We start from the raw sequence: 12,771 nt of genomic DNA, 5'->3' as shown, positions 1-12,771 counted from the left end.
GCGAAAGAGGTGGCCACGCTCGATCCAGAGCTCGACGAGGGGCGCTCCCGCAGCGACGATGCGGCGGCGGGCAAGAGCACGTCGCGCCCGGCGCGCGGTGGGCTTCGTCCTCTGGCGCGCTGGTTGCGCAAGGGCGTGGCCGGCATTCGCCGCTTTCTCGACATCACCATCTTTTCCAGCCTCACCCGCCGCATCGTCGTGCTCAACATGGCCGGGCTCTTGGTGCTGGTGGTGGGCATTCTCTATCTCAACCAGTGGCGCGCCGGGCTGATCGATGCGCGCGTGCAATCTCTGCGGGTGCAGGGCGAAATCATCGCCGCCGCCATTGCCGCCTCGGCCACGGTCGACAGCGATGTAATATCGGTCAATCCCGATCGCCTGCTGGAACTGCAGGCGGGCAATGTCTCCCCGCTGTCCTACTTCGATCCGACGCTGGAATTTCCCATCAGTCCGGAACGGGTGGCGCCGCTTTTGCGTAACCTCATCACCCCCACCCGCACCCGCGCCCGCATCTATGACCAGCAGGGCCTGCTGATTCTCGACAGCGAGAACATCTATGCCCGGGGCGAAGTGCTGCGCAAAACCATCGATACCAGCCAGAACGGCTCGTTCTTCTTGGTGGACTGGTGGAATGCCTTCATGGCCTGGTCGCCGGGCGACAATTACCCAAAATACCAGGAATACGAGGCGAACGAAGGCACGCGCTATCCCGAGGTCGCCTCGGCGCTGCAGGGTGCCCCGGCCGATTTCGTGCGCGTCGACGCGCAAAACCATCTCGTAGTCTCGGTGGCCGTGCCGGTGCAGCGCCTGCGCGCCATTGTCGGGGTGATCCTGCTCTCGACCGCGCCGGGCGATATCGATTCGGTGGTGACGCAGGAGCGCTGGAGCATATTGCGCATCGCGCTGATCGCGGCTGCCGTGCAGATCGCCCTGTCGCTTTTGCTCGCCGGCACCATAGCCGGGCCGATGCGGCGCCTGTCGGCGGCAGCCGAACGGGTGCAGACCGCCGGCAATGCCCGCGCCGAAATTCCCGACCTCACCGACCGCCCCGACGAAATCGGCCACCTGTCCTATGCGCTGCGGCGGATGACCGACGCGCTGTACAATCGCATCGAGGCCATCGAACGCTTTGCCGCCGACGTTGCGCATGAACTCAAGAACCCGCTGACCTCGCTGCGCTCGGCCGTGGAAACCCTGCCCCTTGCCAAGAAGCCGGAAGATCGCGAGCGGCTCAACGCCATCATCCAGCACGATGTGAAGCGCCTCGACCGGCTGATCACCGATATTTCCAGCGCCAGCCGGCTGGATGCCGAACTGGCGCGTGAAAGCGCCGAAGCGGTGGATGTCGAAAAACTGGCCGAAGCCATGGTGGCCATCCAGCGCGACGTGGCCGCGGGACGCGACGTCAACGTCGTCATGGGCAAGCGCCTGGGCAAGGGCTCGACCACCATATCCGGGCATGAAAGCCGTCTGGCGCAGGTCTTTGCCAATCTCATCGACAATGCGGTGTCCTTCTCGCCGCCCGGCGGCACAGTCAGCGTGGCTGTGTCCACCGAGGGCGACAGCATGCAGGTGACGGTGACCGACGAAGGACCGGGGATCACCGGCGATGTCACCCGCATCTTCCAGCGCTTCTATACCGACCGGCCCGAAACCGAGAGTTTCGGCAATCATTCGGGCCTGGGCCTCTCCATCTCCAAGCAGATCGTCGATGCGCATAAGGGAACGATCCGGGCGCATAATCGCACAGACCGGTCCGGCGCGGTTTTTACAATTGTGCTGCCAAAAGCCCGCAAATAGATTGGCGGGATGAACAAGCCAAACAATGTGCATGGAACCGCATTGGTTCTTGGGGGGAAGGGCGTTCTGCTGCGCGGGCCTTCGGGCGCCGGCAAGTCGGTGCTGACGCTGGCGCTGCTGGATCGCTGGGAAGGGCGTGGGCTGGAGGCGGCACTGATCGCCGATGACCGCGTCGATATCGTGGATGAGGGAGAAAACCTCGTCATGCGGGCGCCGCCGCGCCTCGCGGGCATGATCGAACTGCGCGGACGCGGCATCATCACCTGCCCGCATCAGGACCAGGCGGAACTGCATCTCGTGGTCGATCTCGTGCCCGATCTGATGCGGCTGGTGGAGGAAGAGGAGCTGCAGACCGAGCTTTTCGGGCGTATGCTGGCGCGGGCGCCGGTGCCGCAGACCGGGGTGGTGAGTCTGGGTCACCAGATTCTGCTGGTGGTCGCGGCGCTGCGCGCAAGCGGACAACCCACACAAGCGTGACAAATTATCCCTTGCAACGATTCTCCATGGCGGCAAGACTATGGAGCACCTGCCTTTGGGGCTCCGGCGATGCCGCCGGCAAGGGGCTGAACGACCGCCGTGCGGAACAATCCGCAGTTGAGCGGCCATCTGGGGATTGTGCATGATCGGGTTGGTTCTGGTGACGCATGGCGCGCTGGCTGATGAATTCAAGCTGGCGCTGGAACATGTTGTCGGCCCGCAGGACTATTGCGAAACCATCGCCATAGGACCAGAAGACAATGCCGAAACAAGGCGCGAGGACATTCTGGCCGCCATCGACCGGGCCGAAACCGGGGACGGTGTGATCATTCTCACCGACATGTTCGGCGGCACGCCCTCGAACCTGGCCATTTCGGTGATGCAGAACCGCAAGGTCGAGGTGATCGCCGGGGTGAACCTGCCCATGCTGGTCAAGCTCGGACGTATTCGCGGCGAGATGGACATGCAGCAGGCAGTTGCCATGGCGCAGGAAGCGGGCAAGAAATACATCACCGTGGCCAATGCCGTTCTGGGTGGAGCCTGACATCATGGACGCCGGTTCCGGCCGGGCGGTTGCCCAGCAACTGACGATTCTCAATCGCAAGGGCCTGCATGCCCGCGCCTCGGCGCGCTTCGTGCGCACCGCCGAATGCTTCGACGCCGCCATCAGCGTGATCAAGGACGGCACCTCGGTGGCCGGCAATTCGATCATGGGGCTGATGATGCTGGGCGCCGGGCCCGGCTCGACCATTCTGGTACAGGCCACCGGCAAGCAGGCGCGCGAAGCGCTCGAGGCCATTGTCGAACTGGTCAATAACGGCTTTGACGAGGATGTCGACGGGGCCGAGACTTAACCCGACCCTGATATCTTGAGTTTTGCGACCATCACCAGCGGCGGCGCTGACTTTTTCTTGCCCAGAGACTGCGCAATAGTGCTGGTCCGGCAATTGGGTGGAGAACCGATGTGTTGAGGCAGTTGATTGCGGGGGTCGGTGGGATCGGGCTGGCGGTGACGCTCAGCCAGTTTCCCGAATATGCGCAGCAATATACCCAGCGCCTGGGCGGGGCGGTGGACGAATTGCGGGTCATCACCGAGGATTTCGACCGCGCCGCCACCCAGAGCGGCCTGGACCGGGAAAGCGCGCTTGACCGTTACGAAGCCTCCACCGACAGCTTTCTCGCCGAACGCGGCGACAGCATGAGCCGCACTTTCCTGCGCTATGAACAGCTCAGCTCGACGCTGGAGCGTATCCAGGGCGCCGATCCGCTGCAGCGGCTGCAATCGCTGCCCGCCTATCTCGACACCGATATCGGACGGCGGACGCTGGAGAACTACAAGCCTGCCGTGCCGGTGACCATGGAGGGCATTCTCTATGCCGGCGGCGGGTTCATCCTCGGCTATCTGGTGCTGTCTGGACTGGTGCGCTTCTTCGCCCTGCCCTTCCGCAAGCGCCGCAGCCGCGACCGCATCTATCGCAGCTGAGGGCGCGGGGGCGCGGCCGGAGCCGGCGGAAAGCAAGGGGATATAAACAAATCTTTATGTCCGTCATTGATCGGTAACCGGGGCTCCCGTATAGACAAGGCCAAGATATCAAGCATTCCGGAGCCAGACATGACCAAGAGCCCGACCGATTACGCGGTCAAGGACATCGCCCTCGCCGATTTCGGCCGCAAGGAAATCTCCATCGCCGAAATCGAGATGCCGGGCCTGATGGCGATCCGCGAGGAATATGCCGCGGCCCAGCCGCTGAAGGGCGCGCGCATTGCCGGTTCGCTGCACATGACGGTGCAGACCGCGGTGCTGATCGAGACGCTGGTGGCGCTGGGCGCCGATGTACGCTGGGTCAGCTGCAATATCTTCTCGACCCAGGACCATGCCGCCGCCGCCATCGCAGCAGCCGGCATTCCGGTGTTTGCGCATAAGGGCGAGACGCTGGACGAATATTGGGAATTTACCGACCGGATGATGCAGTGGGGCGATGGTGGCACGCCCAACATGATCCTCGACGATGGCGGCGACGCCACCATGCTGGTGCTGACCGGCGCCAAGGCCGAGAAGGATCCCTCCATTCTCGACAAGCCGGGCAATGAGGAAGAAGAAATCTTCTTTGCCACCATCAAGAAGCGCCTGGCCCAGAATCCGAACTTCTATTCGAGCATCCGCGCCGCCATCCGCGGCGTGTCCGAGGAAACCACCACGGGCGTGATGCGCCTCTACCAGCTGCATGCCAAGGGCGAGCTGCCCTTCCCGGCCATCAACGTCAATGACTCGGTGACCAAGTCCAAGTTCGACAACAAGTATGGCACCCGTGAATCGCTGGTCGATGCCATTCGTCGCGGCACCGATGTGATGCTGGCCGGCAAGGTGGCGATCGTCTGCGGCTATGGCGATGTCGGCAAGGGCTCGGCAGAATCGCTGCGCGGCGCCGGTGCCCGCGTGCTGGTGACCGAAGTCGACCCGATCTGCGCCCTGCAGGCGGCCATGGAAGGCTTTGAGGTGGTGACGCTGGAAGAGGCCGCCCCGCGCGCCGATATCGTCGTCACCGCCACCGGCAATCGCGACGTGCTGACCCTCGACGACATGCGCAAGCTCAAGGACATGGCCATCGTCTGCAATATCGGGCATTTCGACAACGAAATTCAGATCGCGGCGCTGCGCAACTTCAAGTGGACCAATGTGAAGCCGCAGGTGGACCTGGTCGAAAAGCCCGATGGCAAGCGCCTGATCGTGCTGTCCGAGGGGCGCCTGGTCAATCTGGGCAATGCCACCGGCCATCCGAGCTTCGTGATGTCGGCCAGCTTCTCCAACCAGACGCTGGCGCAGATCGAGCTGTGGACCAATGGCGCCAAGCTCGAGAAGAAGGTGCATGTGCTGCCCAAGCATCTCGACGAAAAGGTCGCCGAATTGCACCTGGCCAAGCTGGGCGCCAAGCTGACCAAGCTGACCAAGGACCAGGCCGACTATATCGGAGTCAGCCAGAACGGCCCGTTCAAATCAGGCGAATACCGCTACTAAGAGGCGTTGCCTCCGACCTAGGGGGACACGATGATCGGAGGCGTGGCGCAGCAATGCGCTGCGCCTTTTTGGTTTTTTGGGTGATTCAGCCATTCCGAGCAATCTGGACGCAGTTTTTGTCCAGGCAGTTTGGCCGGCGCGCGCTGCAGACCCCCTCCCAACCTCCCCCTGAAGAAGGGGGAGGAGCCGCATCGGGTGCTGGGCGAGAGAGGAGCGCAACGGCGCAATGTCGCCCCCGGGTCGGGCCGGAGGCGAGCCAGGGCCGCAAACTCTCTTAAAATCGATTAACCACGCGACCTGTTTTCCCCGGTGAAACCCTTCGATGAAACACTGGCGTTAATCTTTCTTAAAGGTTTCTGTTTCGTTCCCGGTCAAGGGCTTTGAGGGGCATTTGCCCGCAACGCACAGGCAGGAAGACTCTTTTGCCCCCATGTTCGGACCGCTATGGTCTGGATGATTCGGAACGCGGGGGGACACGCGGACCGTTCGGGGCGGATGGAAGCGCACTGCGCTTTTGCGTCGACCGCTTCGGTTTTCAAGTGCAGGCGTACCGGCCCTCCTGGCCGGACTGGCAGCGCAACAAGAATGAAAGAGGGCCGTCTATGGCGCCGGATCGGTTCCGGAAGCGTTGGGGATTCGTTGGCGTCGCCACAGCCCCACTTACCCTGATGATGGCCGCCCCCGCCTCGGCACAGGGTCTTTCCGTGGCAAATTTGGGCGGCATCGCCCCCATTGCGATCGCAGTTGGCGCTGGCGGCTTCGGCCTGATCGCCATGCTGGCGGTGCGCACCCTGCTCAGGGACAGCCGCGCCACCAAGCGCCTGGCGGCCGAACAGGTGTCGAGCCTGCGCGCATTGGTCGACGAATATGAGAACCTGATCGCGGGCAATCGCGAGCTGACGGTGTTGTGGACCGAGCAGGAAGATGGGCAGGCGCGGGTGCTGGGGCAGGCCGCCTCGGTGCTGCCGATCGGCCGCCCGCCCCAGAGCGTGCTCAACCTGCACAGCTGGCTGCCACCCTCCCAGGCCAATCGGCTGGCGCGCCATATCGAGGATCTGCGCCTGCATGGGCAGAGCTTTTCCACCAGTATCGAGACCAATGACGGCCGCGTGGTACGGGCCAGCGGCTGGGTCATGGGCGGCGCGACGGCGCTGCGCCTGCGCCCCGCCTTCAGCCAGCCCAATGCCGAGCGCGACAGCAGCACCGAGGACATGGACAGTGCGCGCGCCATCCTGGCGCTGCTGTCCAAACCGGCTTTCCTGCGCGACCAGGACGACCAGCTGATCTATGCCAATCCCGCTTATCTGGCTTTGGCCCGTACATTGGGTTGGGGCGGCGAAGGCGAAACGCCCGAATTGCTCGATGCCAAGCGACTGGCCGACCATCTCAAGCGCTGCGACGCCACCGACCAGCCGGTAAGCCTGCCACTCGATCTCGGCCGGCAGGGCAAGTTCGAGCTGATCGAATTTCCGGTGGGCCAGGGTCGCGCCGGCTATCTCCGCCCCAGCGGCGCCATGGCAGCAGAACCGCCACCGCCCGAGAGCGGCATCACCCATATTGCCGGCATTATCGACGCCCTGGGCACACCGATCGCCATCTTCAACGCCAAGCGCGAACTGGTGCAGTTCAACCAGGCCTATGCGCGGTTGTGGAATCTCGACCCGCGCTTTCTGGTGCTGGGGCTGGATGAACGCGCCATTCTCGACAAGCTGCGCACCGAAGGGCAATTGCCCAACCAGGTCGACTATCATACCTGGCGCACCAGGCATCTGGAGAGCTATGCGCGCAAGGAGCCTTTCGAGGCCGAACCCTGGCACCTGCCCGATGGCCGCACCATCAAGGTCATCTCGGCGCCGGCCGGGGCCCAGGGTGGCGTCATCTATGTCTTTGAAGACCTGACCGAGCGACTGAAGCTCGAAAGCACCAACAAGGCCTTTACCAATGTGCTGCGCGAGACCATCAACGCGCTGACCGAGGCAGTGGCCGTGTTCGGGACCAATGGTCGGCTGACCCTATCCAATCCGCAACTGTCCAAGCTGTGGCGGGTGCCGATGAACGAGCTGGGCGCCAATCCGCATATCGACCAGATCGCCGAAGCCTCCGGCCGCGCCATTCCCGAGGACGGCGCCTCGATCTGGCGTGATCTGAAGCGCGGTATCATCGACCTCAATCCCACCCGCACCGATCAGACCGGCCGCATCAACCGCTCCGACGGGCGGCTGGTGGATTATGCCATCACCCGCCTGCCCGATGGGCAGACGATGATGACCTTTCTCGATGTCACCGAAAGCGCCGGCTATTCCAAGGTGCTCAAGGAACGCAATGACGCCCTGGTGGCCGCCGATCGGCTCAAGGACGCCTTTGTCGAGAACGTCTCCTACGAATTGCGCTCGCCGCTAACCAATATTATCGGCTTTTCCGATTTTCTGGCCGAAGCCGAGGGCGAAAACCTCAATCCGCGCCAGCGCGAATATCTCGACTATATCCGGGCTTCCTCGGTAACGCTGGCCGTGCTGATCGACAATATTCTCGACCTGGCTTCGGTGGATGCCGGCATTGCCGAGCTCAATCCCGAGCCGCAGGATGTCACCAGCCTCGTCGAAAAGGCGCGCGCCGGCCTTACCGCCTCGCTGCATGACCTCTCGGGCGAGCCGCCGAACCTCGTCATCGACATCGAGCCGAGCCTGCCCGAATTCGTCGCCGACGGCACCCGCATCGTGCAGGTGCTCTATAATCTCTTGTCCAACGCCGCGCGCTTCTCGCCGCCGGGTGGAGAAATCCGCCTCACCGTGGGCCATCGCGCCGGCCGCATGCTGTTCGTCATCGAGGATGAGGGCCCGGGCCTGACCGACGAGATGAAATCGGCCATTCTGACCCGGCTGGATACGACCCAGGCCAGCGGCCGCCAACGCGGGGCCGGGCTGGCGCTCTCGATCGTGCGGACCTTCGTCAACCTGCATGGCGGCACCATCTCGGCGGAACGGCGCGAGCCCAAGGGCAGCCGCATCATCGTCAACCTGCCACTCGATAGCGCCGTGGCGGGAGTGGCGGAGTAGGTTGCAGCAGGAAGGCGTTGCGGGCAGGACGATCGCTCATGGGTTTGAGCGTGCTGCACACCCCCTCCCAGCCTTCCCCTGAAGGAGCGAGAGGAGTTGCATCGCCTGTGTGTCCGGCTTTGACGCGACAGGAGCAATGAGCATCATGCCGCCCTCGGGTCGAGCCCGAGGGTCGAACGGTGGATGGGGAGCACCGTGCCAACTTATCGCCAGCGAGCGCCCTGCTGATCGTTGTGGATGAGGGCTCAAGCCCTATGCGATAACCCTCTGCCCTCCCGGGGGAGGAGAAGAGGAGCCGAGCCAAGTGCTGAACGAGACCTTCCTGCCCGATGACGATGCGACCGCAGCCTTCGGCGCGACGCTGGCGGCGACACTACAGCCGGGCGATATCGTGCGACTGGAAGGGGATCTCGGCGCCGGCAAGACCGCCCTGGCTCGTGCCGTGATCAGGGCCCTTGCCGGCGACACGGCTCTTGAAGTGCCCTCGCCCACCTTTGCCATCGTCCAACCCTATGACACACCGCTGGCGCCGGTGCTGCATGCCGATCTTTATCGACTGGCCGATGCCAGCGAGGTGGACGAACTGGGCTTGCTGGATGATCCCGAAGCCATCGTCTTGGTGGAGTGGGCCGAACGCGCGCCCGAAATTGCCACGGCCGCCAGCGTGGTGGTGACGCTGGCCATTCCGCCCGGCGGCAATGGCCGCATGGCTGGCGTCACGCGGCGCTGATCAGCTGGCGGCGCGCGCCAGCAGTGCCTCGATCTTGCGGGCCAACTCTTCCTGGCGAAACGGCTTTTCGAGCCGCGGAAAATCGCAATGGGCGCCATCGGGCAATTCGGCATAGCCGGTGGCGAGCAGGATCGGCAGGCCCGGATGCAACCCACGCGCCGCCTCGGCCAATTGCACCCCGGTCATGCCCGGCATGGAAAAATCGGTGATCATCGCGCCGACATCCTGGCGCTGGCGCAAAATCTCCAGCGCTTCTGCACCGGAATAGGCTTCGAGCGCCCGATAGCCCATCTCGGTCAGGAGATCGACCGTATTGAGCGTGATCAGGGCGTCGTCGTCCACCACCAAGAGGAGGTCCCCCCGTTGCTGGGCTGGGATCGGTTGCAAATCTTATCCTTCCTGGGTGCCGCAAACTACCAAGGTAGAACAGTCTACCAAGTTTCAATTCTGTGTGTAGCCGATGAAAGTGGCAATCCTAGGTCCATTGCGGAGGCCAGGATTTGCTTTCTGTTTGCCACTGACAGACCCTGGCAAAAGTGGGTGCCTTTATCGGCGGCAAGACGGTAAAGTTCGGCCCGCAAGAATAAGGAATCGCCTCATGCATCTGCTGCTCGTCGATGGCTCGGGTTATATTTTCCGCGCCTTCCACGCTTTGCCGCCGCTCAGCCGCAAGTCGGACGGGTTGCCGGTGGGCTGTGTCCAGGGCTTTTGCAACATGCTGTTCAAGCTGACCCAGGACATGGATGGCGATGAGGCCCCCACCCATATGGCCGTCATCTTCGACGCCAAGGGCAAGACGTTTCGCGACGACATCTATCCCGATTACAAGGCCCAGCGGCCGCCGGCGCCCGAGGAACTGGTGCCGCAATTTCCGCTGACCCGCTCGGCGACGCGGGCTTTTTCCATTCCCTCCATCGAAATGGAAGGCTGGGAAGCCGACGACATCATGGCCACTTATGCGGTGATGGCACGCCAGGCCGGCATGAAGGTCACCATCGCCTCCTCGGACAAGGACCTGATGCAGCTGGTGGAGCCCGATGGCTCGATCCGCCTGCTCGACACCATTCCGCGCCCCGGACAGCCGCCTTTGCGCTGGATCGGGCCGGACGAGGTGATGACCAAGTTCGGTGTGTCGCCCGACAAGGTGATCGACGTGCAGGCGCTCTGCGGCGACAGCGTCGACAATGTGCCGGGCGTGCCGGGGATCGGGGTGAAAACCGCCGCCGAGCTGATCAATGCCTATGGCGATCTCGAGACGCTCTTGAGCCGCGCCGAGGAGATCAAGCAGCCGGCGCGGCGGCAGAAGCTGATCGACAATGCCGAATTGGCCCGGATTTCCAAGCGCCTGGTGACGCTCGAACAAAAGGTGCCGGTCGAGATCGGGCTCGATGGGCTGGTGCGCCAGCCGATGCGGCCTTCGGCGCTGTTCCCCTTCCTCAAGGCGATGGAGTTCGCCACCATTACCAAGCGGCTGGCGACCTTGCTCGAAGCCAATCCCGACGATTTCGAAGCCGATCCGGAGCTCAAGGCCGGCGGGTCCACCGATGTCGGCGCGCCGCAGAAATCCACCTCGCTGTCCGTGGCCAAGGCTAAGCTGGCCGCCAATGCCACGCCGGGCACCGGCCCGGCCCGCCACGCCGCCGAGGAACATGCGCGCGTCAAGGCCATCCCGGTCGATTACGATGCCTATGAGATCGTGACCACGCCGGAGCGGCTGGCGGCATGGGTGGACAAGATCGTCGACACGGGCCGCGTCTCCATCGACACCGAGACCACCGGGCTCGATCCGCAAATGGCCGATCTCGTCGGCATCTGCCTCTCCACCGCAATCGGGGAGGGCTGCTATATCCCGGTCGGCCATGCGCTGCCCGGCGACCTGTTGGGCGGGGGCGGTCTGGTCGAGGGGCAATTGCCCATTCGCGACGTGTTGGCCGCGCTCAAGCCCGTGCTCGAAGACGCGTCCATCCTCAAGATCGGGCAGAATGTCAAATATGACATGGAGGTGCTGGAGCGCTACGGCATCGCCCTGGCGCCGATCGACGACACCATGCTCATCTCCTATGCGCTTGATGGCCCGCGCTATAATGGCATGGACGTTCTGGCCGACCATTGGCTCGAGCACAAATGCATTTCGTTCAGCGAGCTGGCCGGCACCGGCAAGAACCAGAAGACGTTTGACCAGCTCGATATCGCCGCCGCGGCGCGCTATGCCGCCGAGGATGCCGATGTCACGCTGCGGCTCTGGCATGTGCTGAAGCCGCGGCTATCTGCCGAAAATGCCACCACGCTCTACGAAACGCTGGAGCGGCCGCTGGCCCCGGTGCTGGCACGCATGGAAGCGCGCGGCATCATGGTGGACCGGCAGATCCTCGCCCGGCTTTCGGGCGATTTCGCGCAGCGCGCTGCCGCTTTCGAGGCCGAGGCGCATGAATTGGCGGGGCAGAGTTTCAATCTCGGCTCACCCAAGCAGCTGGGCGAAATCCTGTTCGACAAGATGGGCTTGGAAGGCGGCACCAAGACCAAGACCGGGGCCTGGTCGACCGGCGCCGATGTGCTCGAGGACCTGGCGCTGAAGGGCATTCCGCTGGCGCGCACCATTGTCGACTGGCGGCAGCTGACCAAGCTCAAGGGCACCTATACCGACGCCCTGCCCACCTATATCAATCCGCGCACCGGCCGCGTGCACACCTCCTATAGCCAGGCCTCGGTGCTGACCGGGCGGCTCTCGTCCAACGATCCGAATTTGCAGAACATTCCGGTGCGTACCGAGGACGGGCGGAAAATCCGCAGCGCCTTCGTCGCGCCGCCCGGAAAGGTGCTGATCTCGGCCGACTATAGTCAGATCGAACTGCGCGTCCTCGCCCATATCGCCGATATCCAGGCGCTCAAGGATGCGTTCGAGGAGGGGCTCGACATTCACGCCATGACGGCGAGCGAAATGTTCAACGTGCCGGTTGAGGGCATGCCCTCCGATGTGCGCCGGCGCGCCAAGGCGATCAATTTCGGCATCATCTATGGCATTTCCGCCTTTGGCCTCGCCAACCAACTGGGCATCGAGCGCTCGGTGGCGGGGGAATATATCAAGACCTATTTCGAGCGTTTTCCGGGCATCAAGGACTATATGGACGCCCAGCGCATACGGGTGAAGGCCGAGGGCCATGTCACCACGCTGTTTGGCCGAAAAATCCAGTTCCCCAATGCCAATTCCGGCAATCCCAGCGAACGCGCCTTTGTCGAACGCGCCTCGATCAACGCCCCCATCCAGGGCTCCGCCGCCGACATCATCCGCCGCGCCATGATCCGCATGGAGGGCGAGTTGCAGAGGGCCGGCGTCGACGCCGACATGCTGCTGCAGGTCCACGACGAACTGATTTTCGAAGTGCCCGAGGGAGCGGAAGAGGCTGCCATCCCGGTGATCAAGCGGGTGATGGAAGGCGCAGCAGAGCCGGCGGTGCGGTTGTCAGTGCCGATTCAGGTGGACGCACATGCGGCCAAGAATTGGGATGAGGCGCACTGATCGACGTGCCAGGGCAAAATCGCGCCAGTGGCGCGATTTTAGTCCGTCAGGCCAGTAGAGCTAGAGCGTTTCGCCTTATGGTTGATGCGGCTTCATCGCCCCCTCCCCCTTGAGGGGAGGGCCGGGGTGGGGGTCGTTTAGCGATCCACTGATGGACCCCCTCCCTCAATCCCTC

Annotated in this window: 10 protein-coding genes; 9 read left to right on the top strand and 1 reads right to left on the bottom strand. The window is 63.5% G+C overall.

What is annotated here, in order from left to right; all coding sequences use genetic code 11:
* The first annotated feature begins 9 nt into the window (after positions 1–9).
* The 8 genes from DEVEQU_RS06275 to tsaE all read left to right on the top strand — a co-directional run bounded on the left by DEVEQU_RS06275 (position 10) and on the right by tsaE (position 9,079).
* A complete protein-coding gene (locus DEVEQU_RS06275) occupies positions 10–1,800 on the top strand; it encodes a sensor histidine kinase (RefSeq protein WP_223214122.1) in 1,791 nt (596 codons plus the stop codon).
* A gap of 9 nt (positions 1,801–1,809) precedes the next feature.
* Positions 1,810–2,277, top strand: coding sequence for an HPr kinase/phosphorylase (locus tag DEVEQU_RS06270; protein WP_126149732.1), 468 nt, complete (start codon positions 1,810–1,812; stop codon positions 2,275–2,277).
* 142 nt (positions 2,278–2,419) lie between these two features.
* Positions 2,420–2,821, top strand: coding sequence for a PTS sugar transporter subunit IIA (locus tag DEVEQU_RS06265; protein ID WP_126149731.1), 402 nt, complete (start codon positions 2,420–2,422; stop codon positions 2,819–2,821).
* 4 nt (positions 2,822–2,825) lie between these two features.
* Positions 2,826–3,131, top strand: coding sequence for an HPr family phosphocarrier protein (locus DEVEQU_RS06260; RefSeq protein WP_126149730.1), 306 nt, complete (start codon positions 2,826–2,828; stop codon positions 3,129–3,131).
* Positions 3,132–3,241: 110 nt separating this feature from the next.
* The gene (locus tag DEVEQU_RS06255) at positions 3,242–3,760 is read left to right on the top strand and encodes a DUF2937 family protein (protein WP_164550286.1); all 519 of its coding nucleotides are present in this window, start codon (positions 3,242–3,244) and stop codon (positions 3,758–3,760) included.
* A 129-nt stretch (positions 3,761–3,889) separates the two neighbouring features.
* The gene (gene ahcY / locus DEVEQU_RS06250; protein ID WP_126149728.1) at positions 3,890–5,293 is read left to right on the top strand and encodes an adenosylhomocysteinase; all 1,404 of its coding nucleotides are present in this window, start codon (positions 3,890–3,892) and stop codon (positions 5,291–5,293) included.
* Positions 5,294–5,895: 602 nt separating this feature from the next.
* The gene (locus DEVEQU_RS06245) at positions 5,896–8,349 is read left to right on the top strand and encodes a sensor histidine kinase (protein ID WP_126149727.1); all 2,454 of its coding nucleotides are present in this window, start codon (positions 5,896–5,898) and stop codon (positions 8,347–8,349) included.
* Between the two features lie 304 nt (positions 8,350–8,653).
* Positions 8,654–9,079, top strand: coding sequence for a tRNA (adenosine(37)-N6)-threonylcarbamoyltransferase complex ATPase subunit type 1 TsaE (gene tsaE / locus DEVEQU_RS06240; protein WP_206437797.1), 426 nt, complete (start codon positions 8,654–8,656; stop codon positions 9,077–9,079).
* Here tsaE and DEVEQU_RS06235 read toward each other — a convergent pair whose 3' ends face one another.
* Entirely contained in the window at positions 9,080–9,424 is a 345-nt protein-coding gene (locus DEVEQU_RS06235; protein ID WP_206437796.1) for a response regulator, read from the bottom strand.
* 253 nt (positions 9,425–9,677) lie between these two features.
* On the opposite strand from DEVEQU_RS06235, the gene polA reads away from it, so the two are divergent.
* A complete protein-coding gene (gene polA, locus DEVEQU_RS06230) occupies positions 9,678–12,596 on the top strand; it encodes a DNA polymerase I (RefSeq protein ID WP_126149724.1) in 2,919 nt (972 codons plus the stop codon).
* Positions 12,597–12,771: the final 175 nt, after the last annotated feature.

It is taken from the genome of Devosia equisanguinis (assembly GCF_900631955.1).
Classification (GTDB): domain Bacteria; phylum Pseudomonadota; class Alphaproteobacteria; order Rhizobiales; family Devosiaceae; genus Devosia; species Devosia equisanguinis.
Note: the sequence above shows the minus strand (reverse complement) of the source record. Positions and strands in the feature narration are given on the sequence as shown.